This is a genomic window from Allosphingosinicella sp. (assembly GCF_059502505.1).
Window position 1 is genome coordinate 231,233 of sequence record NZ_JCACEU010000016.1, and the last position, 19,935, is coordinate 251,167.

At 66.1% G+C, this 19,935-nt stretch carries 17 protein-coding genes and 1 pseudogene; 9 read left to right on the forward strand and 9 right to left on the reverse strand.

The features are described from left to right. The first annotated feature begins 66 nt into the window (after positions 1-66). Entirely contained in the window at positions 67-1,188 is a 1,122-nt protein-coding gene (gene dnaJ / locus AC5JBD_RS09345) for a molecular chaperone DnaJ (protein ID WP_495721524.1), read from the forward strand. Between the two features lie 41 nt (positions 1,189-1,229). Further along, the gene (locus AC5JBD_RS09350; protein ID WP_495721525.1) at positions 1,230-2,168 is read left to right on the forward strand and encodes an MBL fold metallo-hydrolase; all 939 of its coding nucleotides are present in this window, start codon (positions 1,230-1,232) and stop codon (positions 2,166-2,168) included. A gap of 6 nt (positions 2,169-2,174) precedes the next feature. On the opposite strand, the gene AC5JBD_RS09355 is transcribed toward AC5JBD_RS09350, so the two are convergent. The 7 genes from AC5JBD_RS09355 to purB all read right to left on the reverse strand — a co-directional run bounded on the left by AC5JBD_RS09355 (position 2,175) and on the right by purB (position 11,472). After that, the gene (locus AC5JBD_RS09355; RefSeq protein ID WP_495721526.1) at positions 2,175-3,878 is read right to left on the reverse strand and encodes an ATP-binding protein; all 1,704 of its coding nucleotides are present in this window, start codon (positions 3,876-3,878) and stop codon (positions 2,175-2,177) included. A gap of 87 nt (positions 3,879-3,965) precedes the next feature. Further along, positions 3,966-6,536, reverse strand: a complete 2,571-nt coding sequence (locus AC5JBD_RS09360; RefSeq protein ID WP_495721527.1) for an HWE histidine kinase domain-containing protein — start codon at positions 6,534-6,536, stop codon at positions 3,966-3,968. Then, complete coding sequence (locus AC5JBD_RS09365) at positions 6,533-7,081, reverse strand: biliverdin-producing heme oxygenase (RefSeq protein WP_495721528.1); 549 nt, start codon at positions 7,079-7,081, stop codon at positions 6,533-6,535. Before AC5JBD_RS09365 ends, AC5JBD_RS09360 begins: the two co-directional genes overlap by 4 nt. A gap of 79 nt (positions 7,082-7,160) precedes the next feature. Then, entirely contained in the window at positions 7,161-8,198 is a 1,038-nt protein-coding gene (locus AC5JBD_RS09370) for a sensor histidine kinase (protein ID WP_495721529.1), read from the reverse strand. After that, a complete protein-coding gene (locus AC5JBD_RS09375; protein WP_495721530.1) occupies positions 8,195-8,635 on the reverse strand; it encodes a response regulator in 441 nt (146 codons plus the stop codon). Before AC5JBD_RS09375 ends, AC5JBD_RS09370 begins: the two co-directional genes overlap by 4 nt. Beyond that, a complete protein-coding gene (locus tag AC5JBD_RS09380) occupies positions 8,636-10,174 on the reverse strand; it encodes a sensor histidine kinase (RefSeq protein WP_495721531.1) in 1,539 nt (512 codons plus the stop codon). Further along, the gene (gene purB / locus AC5JBD_RS09385) at positions 10,171-11,472 is read right to left on the reverse strand and encodes an adenylosuccinate lyase (protein ID WP_495721532.1); all 1,302 of its coding nucleotides are present in this window, start codon (positions 11,470-11,472) and stop codon (positions 10,171-10,173) included. Before purB ends, AC5JBD_RS09380 begins: the two co-directional genes overlap by 4 nt. A 182-nt stretch (positions 11,473-11,654) precedes the next feature. On the opposite strand from purB, the gene AC5JBD_RS09390 reads away from it, so the two are divergent. Beyond that, on the forward strand, positions 11,655-12,386 hold the full coding sequence (locus AC5JBD_RS09390) for a hypothetical protein (RefSeq protein ID WP_495721533.1): 732 nt from the start codon (positions 11,655-11,657) through the stop codon (positions 12,384-12,386). A 47-nt stretch (positions 12,387-12,433) separates the two neighbouring features. Here the strand turns inward: AC5JBD_RS09390 and radC are convergent, their stop codons facing one another. After that, positions 12,434-13,117, reverse strand: a complete 684-nt coding sequence (gene radC / locus AC5JBD_RS09395; protein WP_495721534.1) for a RadC family protein — start codon at positions 13,115-13,117, stop codon at positions 12,434-12,436. Between the two features lie 468 nt (positions 13,118-13,585). Here radC and AC5JBD_RS09400 point away from each other — a divergent pair. The 4 genes and pseudogenes from AC5JBD_RS09400 to AC5JBD_RS09415 form a co-directional block, all read left to right on the forward strand. Then, a pseudogene (locus tag AC5JBD_RS09400) lies at positions 13,586-13,699 on the forward strand (PEPxxWA-CTERM sorting domain-containing protein); the annotation flags it as partial. A 268-nt stretch (positions 13,700-13,967) separates the two neighbouring features. Beyond that, on the forward strand, positions 13,968-17,093 hold the full coding sequence (locus AC5JBD_RS09405) for an intermembrane phospholipid transport protein YdbH family protein (RefSeq protein WP_495721535.1): 3,126 nt from the start codon (positions 13,968-13,970) through the stop codon (positions 17,091-17,093). Beyond that, positions 17,090-17,290, forward strand: coding sequence for a YnbE family lipoprotein (locus AC5JBD_RS09410; protein WP_495721536.1), 201 nt, complete (start codon positions 17,090-17,092; stop codon positions 17,288-17,290). Before AC5JBD_RS09405 ends, AC5JBD_RS09410 begins: the two co-directional genes overlap by 4 nt. Before the next feature lie 3 nt (positions 17,291-17,293). Continuing rightward, the gene (locus AC5JBD_RS09415; protein WP_495721537.1) at positions 17,294-17,689 is read left to right on the forward strand and encodes a YdbL family probable chaperone protein; all 396 of its coding nucleotides are present in this window, start codon (positions 17,294-17,296) and stop codon (positions 17,687-17,689) included. Positions 17,690-17,783: 94 nt separating this feature from the next. On the opposite strand, the gene AC5JBD_RS09420 is transcribed toward AC5JBD_RS09415, so the two are convergent. Further along, complete coding sequence (locus AC5JBD_RS09420) at positions 17,784-18,581, reverse strand: PdaC/SigV domain-containing protein (protein ID WP_495721538.1); 798 nt, start codon at positions 18,579-18,581, stop codon at positions 17,784-17,786. 187 nt (positions 18,582-18,768) lie between these two features. Between AC5JBD_RS09420 and AC5JBD_RS09425 the strand changes: the two genes are divergently transcribed. Next, positions 18,769-19,089, forward strand: coding sequence for an AtpZ/AtpI family protein (locus AC5JBD_RS09425; protein WP_495721539.1), 321 nt, complete (start codon positions 18,769-18,771; stop codon positions 19,087-19,089). A 36-nt stretch (positions 19,090-19,125) separates the two neighbouring features. Further along, a complete protein-coding gene (locus AC5JBD_RS09430; RefSeq protein WP_495721540.1) occupies positions 19,126-19,911 on the forward strand; it encodes a F0F1 ATP synthase subunit A in 786 nt (261 codons plus the stop codon). The last annotated feature ends 24 nt before the right edge of the window (positions 19,912-19,935 follow it).

The window sequence follows — 19,935 nt, forward strand, 5'->3', positions numbered from 1 at the left end:
CCTCCTTAGGGAAGAGGGGCACCTCGACGGGCTCGGGCCGGACGGCTGTGGGCGTGTGGGGCGAGTATGCTTGACACCGATTATTACTCCCTCCTCGAGGTCGAGCGGACGGCCGACGAGAAGACGATCAAATCGTCCTATCGCCGGCTCGCCATGCAATGCCACCCGGACAAGAATCCGGGCTGCAAGGATTCGGAAGCCAAGTTCAAGGCGATCAGCGAAGCCTATGACTGCCTGAAGGACCCGCAGAAGCGCGCCGCCTATGACCGCTTCGGTCACGCCGCCTTCCGCAACGGCGGCTTCGGCGGCAATGGCGGGGCGCAGGATTTCGGGTCGTTCTCGGACATCTTCGAGAATATCTTCGGCGAGTTCATGAACGGTGCCCAGGGCGGGCAGCGCAGCAACATGCTGCGCGGCTCGGACCTGCGCTACGATCTCGAGATCACGCTCGAGGACGCCTACAACGGCAAGGAAGTCGAGCTCAGGCTCGACACCACCGCCCAGTGCGAGCCCTGCAGCGGAAGCGGCGCCAAGCCTGGCACGGCGGCGCGCACCTGCCCGACCTGCAACGGCCGCGGCCAGGTCCGGGCGAGCCAGGGCTTCTTCGTCGTCGAACGCACCTGCCCAAGCTGCCGCGGCGCCGGCGAGGTCATTGCCGACCCGTGCGAAAAGTGCCGCGGCGAGGGCCGCGTCGAGCGGCAGAAGTCGCTCCAGGTCCGTATTCCCGCGGGCGTCGACGAAGGCACCCGTATCCGCCTCTCGGGCGAGGGCGAATCCGGCGCCCGCGGCGGTCCGCCGGGCGACCTCTACATCTTCGTCCATCTCGCCCGGCATCCCATCTTCCAGCGCGACGGCACCACCCTGTTCGCGCGCTGTCCGGTGAGCTTCACCACCGCGGCATTGGGCGGCACGATCGAGGTGCCCGGCCTCGACCGCAAGGAACATGAGATCCGCATCCCCGCCGGCATCCAGTCCGGCAAACAACTTCGCGTCCGCGGCGCCGGCATGACCGTCCTCAACGGCCGCGGCCACGGCGACATGGTCATCCAGGTCGAGGTCGAGACGCCGACCAAGCTCTCCTCGCGTCAGAAGGAGTTGCTCGAGGAGTTCCGCAAGACCGAGACCGGCGACGAATGCCCGGCGTCGCAGAGCTTCTTCAGCAAGCTGAAAGGCCTCTGGGACGGCTGAGCCCTTCGCGATATAGCTGGCGCGCAATCAGGGGGAATCTCATGCGCGCAGGCTGCTTCGCTCTCGCTCTTGCTCTGTTCGCGGCGCCTGCCGCGGCTCAGCAGGACTTCTCGAACGTCGAGATCAAGGTCGAGCGGCTCGCGCCGGGCGTCGCGGTGCTGTTCGGAGCGGGCGGCAATATCGGCCTGTCCTATGGCGAGGACGGCAACATCATCGTCGATGACCAGTTTGCGCCGCTCACCGACAGGATCGCCGCCGCAATCGCGACGCTGGATCGCGATCCGGTGCGGTTCGTGATCAACACCCACTGGCATTTCGACCATACCGGCGGGAACGAGAATTTCGGCAAGCGCGGCGCCGTGATCCTCGCCCATGACAATGTCCGCACGCGCATGTCGACCGATCAGGACATGAGCGCCATCGGCCAGAAGGTGCCCGCCTCGCCGAAAGCGGCGCTGCCGGTCGTCACCTTTTCCGACGGCGTGACGCTGCATCTCAACGGCGACACACTGCACGTGGTGCACGTCGCCAATGCCCATACCGACGGAGATTCGCTGGTCCACTGGCAGAAGGCGAACGTGCTCCACATGGGTGACACCTTCTTCAACAAGACCAGCTTCCCGTTCATCGACCGTGATTCCGGCGGCTCCATTGATGGTCTGATCGCTGCGGTCGATCGCGGGCTGGCCATGTCCAATGGGTCGACCAGAGTCATTCCGGGCCATGGCCAGGTGGCGACGCGGCAGGACCTTACCACTTACCGCGCGATGCTGGTCGACATTCGGGGCAAGGTCGCAGCGGGAATCGCGGCGGGCCGGACGCTGGAGCAGATCAAGGCCTCGGCGCCCGCTGCGGCGTACGGGATGCCGGAGGGCTTCATTAAGCCGGACCAGTTCGTGGAGTTCGTGTACGGCAGCCTTCGGGAGCCGCCGAAGACGCAGCCGTCGCATGAACATGGCGGGACGTCACACCGCCACTAGTCGGCTTCAGCCGTCGATCTCGGCCAGGATCGGCACTCGCAGCGCCTCGTCGACCCTTTCGATCGTATATGGTTTCTGGATCAGCTCGAAGCCGTGGTCCTGCTCCGTGGCGAGGATGTGGCTGTAGCCGCTAGTCAGGACGGTCCGCAGGTTAGGCCAGCGTTCACGGATCTGCTTGCCGAGTTCGACGCCGTTCATCCCCGGCATCACGACGTCGCTGAACACAACGTCGAAGTCCTTCGCTTCGGTCTCGAGCAAGGACAGAGCCGCACTCGCGTTCCCAACCAAGGTCGCGTCGTAGCCGAGCTCACTGAGGCTCTCCAACGCGAACTCGCCGACTGAGCGATTGTCTTCCACGATCAGCAGGCGGCCGCGCTCCTGTGGCTCCTCCTCTTGAGGCGCGACATGGCCTTGCTTGCGCAGCATCTCGTCGACCTGCGCATGCGGCAGATAGAGGGTGAACCGGGTGCCCTCGCCAGGCGTGCTGTCGACCGCGATCTCACCTTCCGACTGCTTTGCGAACCCGAAGACCTGCGAAAGGCCGAGCCCGGTGCCCTGTCCAACTTCCTTGGTCGTGAAGAAGGGCTCGAAGATGCGGCGCAGCTTGTCCTTTTCGATGCCAGTCCCGGTGTCGCCCATAGAGATGGCGACGAACTGTCCTCGGCGAGCAGGATGATCGCGAACGGCGGGCACTTCCGACACATGATCGATCGAGATCGTGATCGCGCCGCCCTCGGGCATGGCGTCCCGGGCGTTGACCGCCAGGTTGAGCAACGCAGTCTCGAACTGGTTGGGATCAGCCTTGACCGGGCATGGATCGCAATCCAGGTTCGCGACGATGCGGACGCGGGAGCCGACCATCGTCGTCAGCATCTGGGTTATGCCCCTGATCTGCTCGGCGGCGTCGAACACCTCGGGCTGGAGCGGCTGGCGCCGCGCATAAGCCAGCAGTTGCGCGGTGAGCGAGGCAGCGCGGTCGGCGGTGTCGGCAATGGCGTCGAAATAACGCTGCTTCTTGGCTTCCGGAAGATTCGGCCGGCGCAGCAGGTCGATCGAACCGCGGATGACGGTCAGCAGATTGTTGAAATCGTGAGCGACTCCGCCGGTAAGCTGGCCGATCGCCTCCAGTTTCTGGCTCTGCCGCAGCGCTTCCTCGACCTGGAGCCGGTCGGCAATTTCGGCGTCCAGCGCCCTCGAGCGCTCCTTGACCGCACGCCTGAGTTCCAGCGCGGTCATGACCAGGTCGGCGAGGGTTACCAGCAGCCGTGCCTGCTCGTCGGTGAGCCCCTCCGGCCGCGGCTCCACGTCCAGCGCGCAGACCGTGCCGATCGGGAAGCCGTCGGCGGTCCGGAGCAACGCGCCTGCATAAAAGCGGAGACCCGGCGGGCCGGTGACCAGCGGATTGCAGTCGAAGCGCGGATCCTTGGTGGTGTCGGGGATCACGAAGAGGTCGGACTGAAGGATGGCACGGGCGCAGATGGAGTTGTCGAGGTCCATCTCACGGACGCCAAGGCCGATCTCTGCCTTGAACCACTGACGGTGCTCGGCGATCAGATTGACCGCGGCGATCGGCACGCCCAGCTGATCGCAGACGACCTGGACGACATTGTCGTAGGCGGCTTCATGAGGCGTATCGAGGATATTGTAGCGGGCAAGCGCCGCGACGCGCTGCTGCTCACTCCAGCGGCTCTGGTGGATGTGCTCGGTCAAGACGATCGACCTCTAGCGGCTTCCCGCGAGCGAAGCGAGGCAAACCCGTCTTCTTGCGGTAAGTGAGAGCGCCCGGGGGCACCTCGGCTAAGCGACTTCCTCGATCAACTCCGGGAGAGCGCGGGCGACGTTTTCCAACGTGTAGGGCTTCTGGACGACGGTGCGCGCCTTGTGGTCGTCCGGAAGCTGGGCCTGCTCGCCATAGCCGGTGGCGAACAGGAATGGGATGCCGAGCTCGCGCAGGCGGTCGGCGATCGCGAAGCTGGTGTGGTCGCCCAAATTGATGTCGAGCATCGCGAGCGACGGCATCGAACTGTCGATCGCCTGCAGGGCCTGCTCGACCGTGCCGGCAGTGGCCACGTGAAGCGCGCCGAGCCGCTTCAATATATCTTCCGCGTCGAGAGCGATGATCAGGCTGTCCTCGACTAGGAGCACGGTGCGGCCGTCGATGATCTGCTCGGGCGCGATCGACTGCCCGCCGGGCTCGCTGCGGGCGAAGCGGATCGCGGGGCCGCTATAGTCCTCCGGCTCGGAAACATGCTTGGCAGGAATGCAGAACGTCGCCTCGACGCCATGCAGCTTATATTCGATACGCGCCTGGCCGCCGAGGTCGTAGGGGATCGAGCGATCGATGATGGTGGTGCCGAAGCCCTTGCGCGTCGGTGCCTGGACCGGGGGGCCACCGCTCTCCTGCCAGCGGAAGATGAGGTCGCCGCGGTCGTCCAGCTTCCAGCCGATCTTCACCTTGCCGCTGTCGGACAGGCTGCCATATTTGGCCGAATTGGTGACGAGCTCGTGCATCACCAGCGCCATGGTCGAATAGGCCTGCGGGTTGAGCAGGATGGGCGGCCCTTCGACGCTGACCCGGTCGACCTGCCCGGCGAGGAAAGCGGCGGCCTCAGCCTCGATCAGCGCGCGCAGCGGAGCCGGTCCCCAATGGTCCTGGGTGAGTTGGTTGTGGGCACGGGCGAGGGCGTGGATCCGTCCGTCGACCAGTGCGACGAAATCCTCGACATTGCCGCCGCTCGGCTTGGACTGGCGGATCAGGCCGCGGATCACGCCCAATATGTTGCGGACGCGGTGGTTGAGCTCGGCGATGAGCAGCTCCTGCCGCTCGGTCGCCAGCTGCCGCTCGGCGCTGGCCTCGTCCGAGAGGCGCAGCACGACCTCGATCAGCGTGGCACGCAGGGTCTCGGCGACGCGCATCTCGGAATTGGTGAAGGGGCGGGAGCGGCCTTCGACCAGTTCCTTCCACTCCTCGAAGCTCTCGCGCGGCGTGAGGCGGGGGCCGTTCGGGCCATATTCCACGGGTTTGTGCGGATCGCCGCCCCAGCGGACCGAGCGCACCATCTCAGAGCGGAACAGCACTACGTAATCGCGCGGCGCACGGGAGATCGGAATGGCGAGCATGCCGGCAGAAGTGGAAGCGAACTCCGACGCTCCGGGGACGATGGTGGCAATGCAGTCGGTCGCATAGACCTTGCCGGCCGCGGTCCCGTTCAGCGCCTTGATAATGCGCTGGAACTGCTGCGTGTTCGGCGTGGTGCCGGAGAAAGCGTAGGCGCCGTTGATCCAGACGCCGACGCCGTCCGCAGCGATCGTTCGTGTCAGGATGTCGCTCAGCCAGTCCGGATCCTTGAGCAGCGTCTCGTCCGAGGCGACGGCACCGAGCAGCTGGTCCGAGATGTCGCGGGCGCGGCGCTCGAACTCGACGGTTTCCTTCCGCTCGCGGCTCTCCAGCCGCATCGAGAACATCTGCGAGAACAGCTCCGACACCGAACGGCGCTCGAAGGTTGGGCAGCGCGGGCTGTAATGGTGGCAGGCGAACAGGCCCCACAGCCGCCCCTCGACGATGATCGACACCGACATTGACGCGTGCACGCCCATGTTCTTGAGATATTCGATGTGGATGCGCGAGACGGAGCGGAGCATCGCCAGCGACAGATCGAGCGGCTGGCGATGCTCGTCGAGCTGCGGCACGATCGGCACGGGTTCGGCATCGACGTCGGTGATGATCCTCAGCAGGCTCCTCTTGTAGAGCTCGCGCGCCTGGGCGGGGATGTCGGTGGGCGGATAATGAAGCCCGAGGAAGGAGCCGATGCCGGGCTTCACCGACTCGGCCACCACTTCGCCCGATCCGTCGGCGGCGAAGCGGTAGACCATCACGCGGTCGAAGCCGGTAAGCGCACGCACCTGGCGCGCGCCTTCGTTGCAGAAGGCGCCCACGCCTTCCGCCTGGTCGAGCCTGCTGATCATCGACCGCACGGTGCCGGTGACGTCGCCATGATCGTGCTCGGTGCCTGGCTCGGCTTCGACGATGATCTGCCGGCCCGACATGTGCAGCGCGACGTCAAACGGCTCCCGGCCTTCGATAAGCTTGCAACCGAAGATGCGCTCGATGGAGTCCCGGCCGCGCAGCATCGCCATTCGGTTGCGAAGGCCGTGGATCGCGGCAGGTGGCATCAGCTCGGTCAAGGGGCGGCCGATCAGCTCGTCGGGAGCCTTGCCGAAGAAGTCGGCGATATTGGCGGAGACGCGCGCGATCATCCAGTCCGACGAGAGGGCGATCAGGAAGCCGATCGGCTGGATCGCGCCGAGCTGATGAATAGGCTCCCGGTCGCAATTGGTCAGATCGACATCAGGATAAGCTTGGCTCACTCGACCTCAACCTCCAGCTCGCGCTTCGCCGCAACTTCGAAGCGCGCGAAAACCTGGCTGGCCGCCTCTGCGGCAGCCTCCAGGTCGTTGGGCCGGACGAGGAACTGATCGAGCAATTTCAGGAAGTTTCGCCAGCTTCCGGCACTCTGGCGGCCATCCAGAAATAGCGAGGGCAGGCCCGCAGGGACGCTGCGCTTCAGCAGCGCGCCGCCCAGGCGGGAGCCCTCCATTACATATGCTGCGCCGAGCATCGACGCTTTGCTCTGGATAAAGAGGACGGGGCAAAAAGGTTCCGGCAGCGTGACGGAAAGCGCGGCGAGATCGGCTCGAAGCAGGTCGGCGCGGCGGCGCTGCGGCCAGTGGGGAATAAGGGTGGCCGCTCCGGCACTGTCGAGGGCCTCCTCCACGGGCAGGAAGGCCGTGGCCTGCGCGCTAAGAAAGCGGCCGTAGCCGGCGGCATTCGACAGGTCGAAGCGGGAGAAGGCGCTATCGACGCGTTCATGCGCCTCGGCAGTGGAGTTCCTGAGAAAGGCGCGGGCGTTCATTTGCTGAGCGATCGCGCCTTTCTGCAGGGGAGGCTGGCGCAGCCGCGTGTCACGAGGTGCTGGGCCTCGTCAGGCAAGATCAGCACTTGGCCCGCACCATGGCGCGAACGCCCTTATAGTCGGTGTCGTAAACGAGCTCGGCATCAAGACTTTTCGCCATTGCCTTCACGAGGCGGGTGCCGACGCCGGTGCCCTTCGGCCGGCCGTCCTCCGGCAATCCGCAGCCGTCATCTTCGATGATCAGGCTGAAACGGTCCGAGCCTTCGCAGGTGAGCTCGATCCGGATCTCACCGGACTCAGAAGGCGGATAGGCATATTTGCAGGCATTGCTGACGAGTTCGCTGACGATGACGCCGACCGGCACCGCGCGGTCCGTCTTGAGGCGCAGCCGCTCGGAAGAGAGCTTCAGCGTCCGCGGCGAGAGGGGCGTCGACCAGGTCTCCTCGAGTTCGCCGAGCAATGCCTCCAGATATTCCGACATCTCGACCGACTGGACGTCGTCGGATGTGTAGAGCCGGCGATGCACCTGCGCGATCGCCTGGATGCGGCTCTCGGTATCCTTCAGCGCAGCCTTGGCGGCCGAGTCGGTAAGCGCGTTCGTCTGCATGTGGACGAAGGCGGAGACGAGCTGAAGGCTGTTGGAGACCCGGTGATTGACCTCGTGCAGCAGCGCGGCGAGGCGCTGGTTTCCGGTGCGCAGCTCCTGCTCGGCCTGCTCCTTCGCGCGCCGAAGCTCAACCGTCGTCATGGCGTGACGGAGCGATTCCGCCAGCAGGTCGAAGAAGTCGTCGCTGCTGGTCTTCACGACATAGTCGATGGCACCGGCCTTGAGTGCGGCAACGGCGACCTGGCTGTCCTCGGAGCCGGTCACGTAGACGACCGGCGGCGGCTCGGGCAGCGCCATCAACTGATGAAGTGTCTCGAGCCCGTTCTGGATGGGCATGTAATGGTCGACGGTGATGAGGTCGAACCGCTCCGCCGCGGCGCGAGCGACGCCCTCGGCGCCGCCCGCCGCGGAGTCCACGTCGAAGCCCCGGCGCTGAAGCGCGCGCGTCGCGAGGCGCCGCAGCCCCTCGTCGTCATCTATATAGAGAATATGGGGGCGAGCTTTGCTCAAGCCTCGATCTCCGGCACCTGGATCACCGAGAGGAACAGGCCGAGCTGTCGGATGGCGTCGGCGAAATTCTCGTAATTAACCGGCTTGGTGATGTAGACGTTGCAGCCGAGATCGTAGCAACGCTCGATCTCGCGCTTGTCGTCGGTGGTGGTGAGCACGATCACGGGCGTGCGGTGCAGCGGCCCCTCATCCTTGATGCGGGCGAGGATATCGATGCCGCTCATGTCCGGCAGGTTGAGGTCGAGCAGGATCATGGCGGGACCGTTCAACGCCGGCCCGTCGGGTGCATTGAATAGATATTCGAGCGCGCTGGTGCCGTCGAGGAAATGGCGGACCTCGTTGTGGATGCCCGCGCGGCGGAGATTCTTCTCGATGAGCCGGGCATGACCCTCGTCATCTTCGATCATGACGATCGTAACTGCTTGGCTATCTGTCATTTAATTGTCTTCCTCCCCCGTGATAGCAATGGGCAGCGAAAGCCGGAAGGTTGCGCCTGCGTCAAGGCTTGAATCGACCTCGATCGTCCCGCCCAACCGCCAGACGAGCGAACGGACGTGAGCAAGGCCGATGCCTTCCCCCGGCTGGTCCTGCGGTCCCGAGCGGCGGAACAGGTCGAAGATGCGCTGGTGGTCGCGTGGATCGATGCCGCGGCCGTTGTCCTCGATCTCGTAAACAATGCGCCCTGCGGCTTCTTGCCGCCCGGAGACGCGGATGCGCCCCGGTCGGTCCTGCTTCAGATATTTGACGGCATTTTCGACAAGGTTGGAGAAGATCTGCTCGATCGCGACACGGTCCGACGCGATGTCAGGCAGCGGCTCGACGATGATCTCGACTCCCGCTTCTTCGGTGCGGTGCTTGAGCGCGTCCGCCATGCTCTGGACGAGCTGCGTCATCGGCAGCTGCTCGGGCGCCAGCGTCCGCCGCCCTTCACGGGACAGCTTGAGGATCGCGTTGATCAGCCGGTCCATCTTCTGGGTCGAGGTGCGGATGAAGCGGACCGCTTCCGGAAGGTCCTCGTCGACCGCCAGCTTCGCCTCGCGGGTGACCAGTTCCGGCGCCTTCTCTTCCACAGAGGCGACGAGCTTGGCGAGCGGCTGGCGCGCGCTTTCCAGCTCGGAGGTGAAGCCCATTACGTTCACCAGCGGCGAGCGCAGATCGTGGGAGACAATGTAGGCGAAGCGCTGGATCTCCTCATTCGCGCGATGCAGCTCGGAGGTCCGCTCACGCACGGCGCCTTCGAGGTCCGCGTTGAGGCGCTGGAGCGCGTCACGCGAGATGGCGAGCTCGCCCGTGTAGCGCCGGATCACGAAGATGCAGGCGCCGATTATGGCGAGCACCAGCGCGCTGCACAGCCCGAGGATTGCATAGAAATTTGTGAGGGCCTCCGCGCGGTCGCGATTACGCGCCTCCAGCAGTCTCGCTTCCTCCACCGACATGAGCTGTCGCCGCCGTCGGATTTCGCGCAGCAGGTCGGCGCTTCGGTCCGCGCGGAAGTCGGCTTGCGCCTCGTCGACAGCGCCTCGCGCAGCTGCGGCGATGGATCCGCTCTCGAGCGCCTGCAGCTCGACGACCAGCCGGCGAAGTTCGCGGGCGCGGGCAAGCTGGGCTGCGTTGTCGTCGACGAGCCGCTCCAGCTGCGTGACCGTGCGCGTCAGCTCCGCGGCCGTTTCGCTCCAGGTCGTACGAAAGCGCTCATCCTGCTGGAGCAAATAGGCTCGCCGCGCCGCCTCGCTTCGCTCCGCCTGGGTGCCGACCCTCGCGATCGCCACCTCCACGTCCCGCGTATGTTGGACGAGCTCGGTCCGGTCCTCGCCCTGGGCGAGCGTTCGGACGCCGAAGCCGCCCGCCACAACCAGCGCGATCAGCCCCAGCGTGATCAGCGCGAGGACCAGGGCACCGATCCTGCGGATGCCGGGATCGGCCGCGGCTGGGCTGCTGCTGGCCGCCGCTCCCGCAGCGGCGATCGGCGCCGTCATTCGGCGAACACCCGCTGAAAGATCGTGTCGACGTGCTTCAGATGATAGCCGAGGTCGAAGCTCTCCTCGAGCTTCTCCGGCGGCAGCAGCGCGGAAACTTCGGGGTCCGCCTTCAGCAGCTCCAGCAGCGACAGGGCGCCGTCGCTCTCCCATACCTGCATCGCGTTGCGCTGGACGAGGCGATAGGCATCCTCTCGGCTTGCGCCAGCCTGCGTCAGCGCCAGCAGCACGCGCTGCGAGTGGACGAGGCCGCCCATTCGATCGAGATTCTTCTGCATCCGCTCGGGGTAGACGAGCAGCTTGTCCATGACGCCGGTGAGGCGCGCGAGGGCGAAGTCGAGCGTCACCGTTGCATCGGGGCCGATGTAGCGCTCCACCGACGAGTGGCTGATGTCGCGCTCGTGCCAGAGAGCGACATTCTCCAGCGCCGGCGTCACATATCCTCGCACCATGCGAGCGAGGCCGGTGAGGTTCTCGGTCAGCACGGGATTGCGCTTGTGCGGCATGGCCGAGCTGCCTTTCTGGCCCGGCGCGAAATATTCCTCCGCCTCCAGCACCTCGGTGCGCTGGAGGTGGCGGATCTCGGTGGCGAGCCGATCGACCGAGGAGGCGATCACGCCCAGCGTCGCGAAATACATCGCATGGCGATCGCGGGGAATGACCTGAGTCGAGACCGGCTCAATGGTGAGACCCATCTTCTCGGCGACATGCGCTTCGACGCGCGGGTCGACATTGGCGAAGGTGCCGACGGCGCCCGAGATGGCGCAGGTCGCAATCTCCGCCCGCGCCGCCACCAGCCGCGTCCGGCAACGGGCGAACTCGGCATAGGCCTGCGCCAGCTTGAGACCGAAGGTGACCGGCTCGGCATGGATGCCGTGGCTGCGGCCGATGGTCGGCGTCAGCTTGTGCTCATAAGCGCGGCGCTTCAGCACGGCGAGCAGCTCGCCCAGATCCTCGATCAGGATGTCGGTAGCGCGGGCGAGCTGCACCGCGAGGCAGGTGTCGAGCACGTCCGAACTGGTCATGCCCTGGTGCAGGAAGCGCGCCTCGTGTCCGACATGTTCGGCGACATTGGTGAGGAAGGCGATGACGTCATGGCGGACCTCCGCCTCGATCGCGTCGATCCGCTCGACCTCGAAAGCGCCGCGCTCCCACACCGCCGCCGCCGCTTCCTTCGGCACGATGCCCAGCTCCGCCATCGCGTCGAGCGCATGCGCCTCGATCTCGAACCAGATGCGGAAGCGGGTCTCGGGCGCCCAGATGGCGCTCATCCGGGGCCGCGAGTAGCGAGCGATCATGACTGTTCCTGATCTGTGTTTGGAGGCGTGCCGCTAGCAAAGGCCACAAGAGCCTTCAATCCGACCAGAGACCGGAACGCGCGGTTTGCGGAGTCGTTGAACGCCTGAGCTCGTGGGACCTGAGGGAGCTTAAGTGAAGCGTTGATTTCACATAGAAATTCCGGATGACCAGGAGACCAAGAATGTTGAAGCCTCTATTGCTCGTCAGTGCGATCGCGCTGACCGCTCCGGTGCTCGCGCAGAGCACTTCCACCACCAGCGGCACGACAGCCGGGACCACCACCCAGTCGAACCAGAACGCTCCCGACACATCGACAGGACCAAATGACGATACCGGCGCGGTCGGCGGCAACACCGTCAACAGTCAGAACAGCACCGGCACGCCGGACGATGCCGACGACACCGCCGACCACAGCGCAATGGGCCATACGAGCGGAAATACGACTGGCACTACCACGGGCACGATGGGCACGACCACCGGCAGCGCCGCCGGGTCGATGGGCACTACGGGCACCGTAAGCGGCACCGGCGCCACGCAGGGGATGACGGGCGCGACCGGCGCGACCCAGGGCACGATGGGTACAACCGGCACCATGAGCGGCACCGGCTCGACCTCCGGAACCATGGGAGCCAGCGGCTCCGCCGGCCAGACGACAGCTGCCAACTGGAACAGCGGTTCCGGCGGCGAAGCCGTCCAGCCCGGTAACAGCAGTCCGGAGCAGGACGCTCGCGGCATCGCCGTGATGTCCGATCCGGCGTTCGTGCCGGCCGGCTGGAACGGAAGCGCCGGCACCGCCGTCGGCGGTCCGCTGGTCGAGCCGGGCGGCGAGTCGGGCGGCAGCCAGAGCTACCCGGCTTGCTCGGCGACCGTGACGGACAATTGCGTCCAGACCTACGAGCGCCGCCGCAGGTAAGGCCTGTCGGACGCTGAAACGAAAGGGCGGCTCCGGCCGCCCTTTTTTCAGATGAGGCCCAGCGCCTTCAGGCTGGAATGGCCGCGCGCGCCGACGATGACGTGATCGTGCACGACAATGTTCAGGTGCCGGCCGGCTTCCACGAGATCGCGGGTCAGGCGGATGTCCTGCTGGCTCGGACTAGGATCGCCGCTCGGATGGTTGTGGACGATGATGATCGCCGTCGCGTTGAATTCGAGCGCGCGGCGGATGATGTCGCGGACATACACAGCCGCCTGATCGACCGAACCCTCCCACATCAGCTCGTTGTGGATGAGGATATTCTTCGAGTTGAGGAAGAGAACGCGCACCTGCTCGATCGGGCTGTGCGCCATTGCCGCATGCAGATAGTCGATCAGCGCCTGCCAGCTGCTGAGCGCAGGGCGGTTCTCGATACCTTTTTCGAGCAACCTCAGCGCTGATGCTTGGGCGATCTTGAGCGCAGCCGCCGCGCCTTCGGTGACATCGCCGGCCTTCACAATCGCCTCAGCATCGGCAGCCAGCAGCGGCCCGAACCCGCCAAACTCGCGGATGAGTTTCTTGGCGAGGGTCTTGGTGTCGCGGCGGGGGAGGGCGAGGGCGAGCAGATATTCGACCAGTTCGTGCTCGAGCAGCGCGTCCGGGCCGCCTTCGAACAGCCGCTGGCGGAGTCTTGCCCGGTGGCCGGTGCCGTCGATCGGTTGATCCGCCATAAGGGGACGCTAGCGGCCCTCCCGAGCATTGCAAAGGCGCCGAGGAGCGAACGAGAGAATGCGAGCTGTTCCGGAAGAGAACGCCGCCATGCTGCCGCTGAAATTTCACAGTTGCCAAATAGTTAATCTTTGGCGTAGCTCATGGACACGAGTTCCCCGGCCGCGCCGGGTGGAGCTTTGGGGGAGTTGATGATGAGGCTGAAAGTTGCGGCGTTTGCGGCTGCATGCCTGTTACCGGCTGTGCCGGCTAGCGCGGCCGAGATGATCGGCGATTTCGAGAGCAGCTTTGCCGCCTCTGCGGCGTCGATTTTCGAAGTCACGGCGGACGCGCCGGATGACGGCACCGGCCTGCTTAGGGACGTGCTGCTTGATTCGAGTGGCACGGCCACTTTCGACGCAGAGGTCCCTTTGCAGGATTCCGGCCTTGCGTTCGATGTCGCGGCCGGCGGACTCGTCGACGTCCCGCTCGCCGCCGGAGCTGTACCGGAGCCGGACACCTGGGCGATGCTGATCGCGGGTTTTGGCGCGGTCGGCGCCAGTGTGCGTCTGGCCCGTCGGCGGCGTTCGCTCGCGGCGATCTGATCCTGCGTCCGCTCGGTCCTGGATCGGGCGCGTCGTCCATCGGCAGTTGAGCGCCGTCAGGCTGGATTCAGCTTCAAGCTGCCCTTAGGCTTCGAGGCGGCGGAGCGTCCCAAATCCATGACGGAGGCGGAACGCTTCTTGCTTGATGGTGGTTGTGGCTTGATGTTCTCCAGCACGATTTCTGCTGCTGTTTCGGCGTCCTTTCCAGGCTAGGATGGACCAGCCCCAGGATATTGCGGAAGAACCCCGCCGCCGGCGCCGGCATCGCATGCTGATGCCGCTCAGACGGCCGCGCTGGGCGCTCGTCATCTGGGGAATCGTTCTCCTTATCGCCTTGCTGATCGTCGTCGTCTGGCTGTCGCGCATTCGCATCGCCACCGACCTGCTTGAGCGAGAGTTCGAGGAAAGAGGCGTGCGCGCGACCTATCGCGTGACGCGCATCGGCCTTCGCACTCAGCGTATCGAGAATTTGGTGCTGGGGGATCCCGCCAATCCCGACCTCACCGCCCAGCGGGTCGAGCTCGACGTCGCCTTGAGCTGGCCGAGCCCGCGCGTGCGGCTGATCACCGTGCGCGGGGTGCGGCTGAAGGGCAGGGTGGTCAACGGCAAGCTCCGCCTGGGCGAACTCGACAAGTTGCTGCCTCCGCCGACCGACGCGCCGTTCCGCCTGCCCAACCAACGCGTCGACATCGCCGACGCGCAGATGCGCCTCGACACGCCCGAGGGTCAGGTCGGCCTGTCGATCGAGGGCAGGGGCAATCTCGCCTACAGCTTCGAAGGACGCGTCGCGGCCGTGTCGCGGCGTCTCACCCCCGGCGACTGCATGATCGACGGACCCCGCGCGGTGTTCGCCGTCACGACCAAGGATGAAGAGCCGAGCTTTAGAGGCCCCCTCCGCGCCGGCCGGATCGAATGCAACGGCCTCAGTCTGCTCCAGCCCCAATTCGCGCTGCGGGCGACGCTCGACTCGGGCCTCGATGGCTGGCGCGGCGACAGCGGCGTCCGCGCGGCCAGGCTCAGCACCGGCGGCAACAGCTTCTCCAATGTCGCGGGCCGCGTCTCGTTCGACGGCGACGCGGGCCAGACCCGCGGCAATGCCGACTTGGCGGCGGCGGCCGTCGCAGCGGCCGGCTACCGTGCCGGCCCCAGCCGCATCGACGGGCGCTATGTCTTCTCACCCAAGTCGGGAAACGTCTCGCTGCTCGCCGATGTATCGGCGGCCGGCGTGGATGCCGGCAGCGCTGCCGATCTGGGCGGCATCTCGAAGATGCTCGCTTCCGCCGACGGCACCCCGCTCGATCCGATCGGCGATGCGCTCGCGGCGGCGGTGCGGCGCGCCGGCCGGGCGCTCGACGCCGACGCCTCGCTGCGCTTCGTGAAGGGCGGCAAGTACCAGGCCGTGCGCGTGGAGCGGCTCAACCTCGCCAGCCGCAGCGGCGCGCGTCTGACGCTGCGGGGCGAGGACGGGTTCACCTATTACTGGCCGTCCGACACCTTCCGCCTCGATGCCGATTTCGCGCTGTCGGGCGGCGGCTTCCCCGACATGCGCTTTAACCTCAGCCAGCCGCGCGGATCGAGCGAGCTGAGCGGCGTCGGCGGGATCGCGCCGATGGCGGCGGGAAGCTCCAGGCTGGTGCTCTCGCCGATCCGCTTCGTCGCCGGCGCGAACGGCCGCACCAGCATCGAGACGACGGCCTTGCTCAGCGGCCCGTTCAACGACGGCCGGGTCGAAGGGCTGATGGTGCCGATCCGCGGCACTCTTGCCGGCGGCAGCTTCGCATTCGGCGAGAGCTGCACCAACGTCTCCTTCCGCTCGCTCCGCGCCGCCGGGCTCACGCTCGGGCCGACCCGGCTGCCGCTCTGCCCGACCGGCCGGGCGCTTGTCTGGCGTAATCCCGGAGGAGCGCTGCAGGCGGCGGCGAGCATCCGCGCGCCGCGGCTCGCCGGCCGGCTTGGCCAGACGCCGATCGGCTTCGCCGCCGATCAGGTGCGCTTCGACCTCGCTCAATCCGGCTTCACCAGCAGCGGCGTCGAGCTCCGCCTCGGCAGCGGCGACAATCCCAACCGTCTCGATCTCGGCTCGCTTTCCGGCCGCTTCAATGCGCGGGGCGTCGTCGGCCGGTTCGAGGGCGGCAGCGGCAAGCTCGCCAACGTGCCGCTGCTGCTGAGCGGCATGGCCGGCGACTGGAGTGTGCAGGGCGGCGATCTCCTCATTACCGGCGGCATGACGGTCGCGGACGAGCAGGAGCCGGACCGCTTCCATCCGCTCGTCACCAACGATTTCCGCCTGACGCTGCGCGACAATGTGATCGACGGAACGGGGTGGTTGAACGATCCGGAGACCGGCACGCAGGTCACCCGCGCCACCATCACCCACGCGCTCCAGACCGGTCGCGGACATGCCGATCTGGACGTGCCGGGCATCCGCTTCGGCGCGGACTACCAGCCCGAGCAACTGACGCCGCTCACCACGGGCGTGATTGCGCTCGTCGACGGCACACTCACCGGCAAGGGCCGGATCAGCTGGGGTCCTGAAGGCACGCGCAGCACCGGCACCTTCTCGACTGCGGACATGGATCTGGCGGCGCCCTTCGGTCCCGTCACCGGTCTCACCACGACGATCGAATTCACCGACCTGCTCGGCCTCGTCAGCGCGCCGGGGCAGCTCGCCGAGATCGACCTCATCCAGGCCGGCATCGACGTGTTCGACGGCCGCGTCCGCTATCAGCTCCTGCCTGATCTCCACGTACGGGTGGAGGAGGGGCGCTGGCCGTTTGCGGGCGGCGATCTGACCCTCGGCGAGACCATCCTCGACTTCAGCCAGGAGTCGACCAAGCGCCTCGTCTTCACCGTCACCGGCCTCGAGGCGGCCGCCTTCATCCAGCAGATGGAATTCTCGAACATCGCGGCGACCGGCACGTTCGACGGCGTCGTGCCGATGGAGTTCGACCAGACGGGCGGTCGCATCGTCGGCGGCCGGCTGGTCGCACGGCCGGAGGGCGGCACTCTCTCCTATATCGGCGAGCTGACCGACAAGGAGCTTGGAGCTTATGGCAAGCTGGCCTTCGACGCGCTGAAGTCCTTGCGCTATTCGAAGCTCACAATCGACCTCGACGGCGCGCTTGCCGGCGAGTTCCTGGCCCGGATCGAGCTGGACGGCATCGCCACCAACACCGCCCCGCAGGGCGGCATCGCCGGCTACGTACTCGGCCAGATCGCCAAGATCCCGTTCGAGTTCAACATCAACATCCGCGGACCCTTCCGCGCCCTGATCGCCACGGCGCGCTCGTTCGAGGATCCGACCCTGCTCATCCAGCCGGTCCTGCCCGAGCAGCTGCAGGACCTCCCCACCGAAGTCACCGTTCAGGATGAAGAAAGCGAGAATGTGCGATGAGAGATGCGATATTGACGAGAGTGGGCCTTAGCGCCGCCGCGGCTTTGCTGGCCGTCTCGCTCGGCGGATGCGTCCAGGTGGCCGCGCCCGACAAGCCGATCGAGATCAACCTCAACATCAATATCAGGCAAGAGGTTGTTGTGCGTCTTCAGCAGGATGTGCGAGAACTGATCGAGAAGAATCCAGGGGTTTTCTGAGCTATGTCGCGCCGTCTCACGCTCTTTGTCGCCACCGGTATCGCGGTCGCCGCGCTCGCCGCAGGCACGGGCTATGCCTTCATGCTGCAGGATGCGTCCGCCTCGCTCCGCGCCACGGGCAAGGTCGGCGAGCAGGCGGACGGCTATCTCGGCGTGGTTGGTTCGGTCGACTCCGACATCCGCTCGAAGGTGGACGCCATCAACATAAAGCGCCGCGCCTATTACACCGAGATCGCCGCAAAGCGTGGCGCCAAGATCGAGGAAGTCGCCGCCACCACTGCCTGCGAACTGTTCGCCAGCAAGGTCCAGGCCGGCCAATATTACCGCCTCTCCGACGGCGTCTGGCGCCAGCGCGACGCCGGCGCCCCCGTCCAGCGTCCAGGCTATTGCGGCAGCTGACCCGACCGCGTCATCCCGGCGTAGGCCGGGATCTCAGCGAGTTCACACCAGCGCCTTTTCCGGTCTTGGATCCGGCCGTCGCCGGGATGACGAACTAGAAGCTTTCCCGATATTCCCTCTTCACCAGCGCCTTCAGCGCCGCCGTCACCGGCACGTCGACCTCGTAACTCCCCTCGGCATAGGGCCCGGCATTATAGGGCTCCAGCAGCACCCGCAGCCGCTCGAATTTTCCGTCCCTGTCCTCGTCCACCGGCACCACGACCTGCTCAGCGATCGGACGGCACTCGACCATCCAGCCTACGCCCTTCAGCGGCAGCGTCTCCTCGCGCTTCTCCGCCCGCTGCCGGTCCAGCTCGGCGCAATAGACCGGCTGCAACAGCCGCCACGCTGCGGCCGGTTCGGTAAACAGCGCCCCGGCCTCGATCTCCCGCCGCGCCTCGGGGTCCCACAACAACGCCTCGTAAGCCGAATTGCCGTGGGCGCCGCCGGTGAAGGTGCCGATCTCCGCGGCCAGGCTGAGCAGGCGCGGCGTGCTGCCCATCGTCGCCCAGACCTTGCTGAAATAATGGCCGTTGAAGGGTATCTCCGGCCCGCGGGCGTCGCTATCCTCCTCGGCCGTCTTGCGGCTCTCCGTCCGCCACTTCGCCATGTCCGCCTCGAAGCGGGCGACGAGCTCCGGCACCGCCGCCGCTTCGGCGCTCCAGCCGTAGGTGAAGTCGACGAGATCGCCGCTCTCCTCCACCAGCCGGGCTGGTGCCGCCGCCGGCGAAGGCGAAGGGGAGGGAACGGGCGCCTTCGCCTTGGCCGTCTCCGCGCCGCTCGGTGCTTCGTCGCCCGCTGGATTGGAGCAGGCGGCAAGCAGCAGGGCGGCGGCGAGGAGCGTCATTCTCATGGCTGAAGCCTAGTCCGCAACGACGGCTCGCGCCATGCTCGCGAGGAGGCTGGGCGGTGCACCAGCATGTTGACTCGCTTTGGCCGCCTTCCTAAAGGGACCGCGCCTTGGCGGGATCGTTCGCCGGCATGTCCCACGCCCTTGTGACCCCTGCTTTTTCACGCGGGCCTGCACATGGGAGACGGATGTGGCGGAAAACGGGCCCGGGCAGGACCCCAGACTTCCCGAAGATGCGCGGCTGGATTCCCTCGACGAGCGGATCAGGCAGGCGCAGGCGGACGAAGCGATGAGGACCGGCGGGGCGCGGAAGACTGCCGACAAAAATCAGCAGCTCGGCAACCGCGTTCTCTCCTACCTGATCGGGGGCTTTGCCGGCGGAGCTTTGATCGGCTGGGTCCTGGACCGGCTGTTCGGCACTTCGCCCCTGCTCCTGATCACGCTGATGCTCCTCGGGGCGGTCGGCGGGTTCTGGAACATCATCAAGCTTGCGAACCAGCGCCCGAAGTAATTCGGGCGTTTAGGTTATTTGAACGGGATCAGACGCGTGGCGGCCGAAAGCGGCAAAATCGATCCGATGCACCAGTTCGAGGTGCAGAGCATCACCGATCTCTTCACCCTGGGCGGGCAGCAGATCGCGTTCACCAACTCGGCGCTCTGGATGCTGATCACGCTCGGCGCGCTCTGGGCGTTCATGATGGGCGGCATGCGGCGCCAGCTCGTCCCCGGCCGCTGGCAGGCCGCGGTCGAGGGCGTCACCGGCTTCGTCGAGAATATGATGGTGACGAATATCGGCCCGGAAGGCCGCAAATTCGTGCCCTACGTCTTCTCGCTCTTCATGTTCATCCTGTTCGCCAACATCCTCGGCCTGCTGCCCTTGGGCGTGGTCGGCATCCACCCGTTCACGGTGACGAGCCACCTCACCATCACCGGCGTGCTGGCGATCGTCTCGTTCGGCATCGTGCTCGCGGTCGGCTTCCTCAAGCACGGCTTCCACTTCTTCTCGCTCTTCGTGCCGCACGGCGCGCCCTGGTGGATGCTGCCGATCCTGATCCCGGTCGAGTTCGTCTCCTTCATGGTCCGCCCGTTCAGCCTCGCCCTGCGACTGTTCGTGGCGATGACCGCGGGCCACATCCTGCTCAAGGTGCTCGCCGGCTTCGTCATCAACGGCATGAATGCCGACGCCGCTTGGGTCGCGCCGGTGGTCAGCCTGCCGAGCTTCATCCTGATGATCGGCATCAGCGCGCTCGAGCTGCTGGTCGCTGCCATCCAGGCCTATGTCTTCGCCTTGCTCACGTCGCTCTACCTGAACGACGCGGTCAATCTTCACTGATCTAACAACACTTTACTTAAGGAG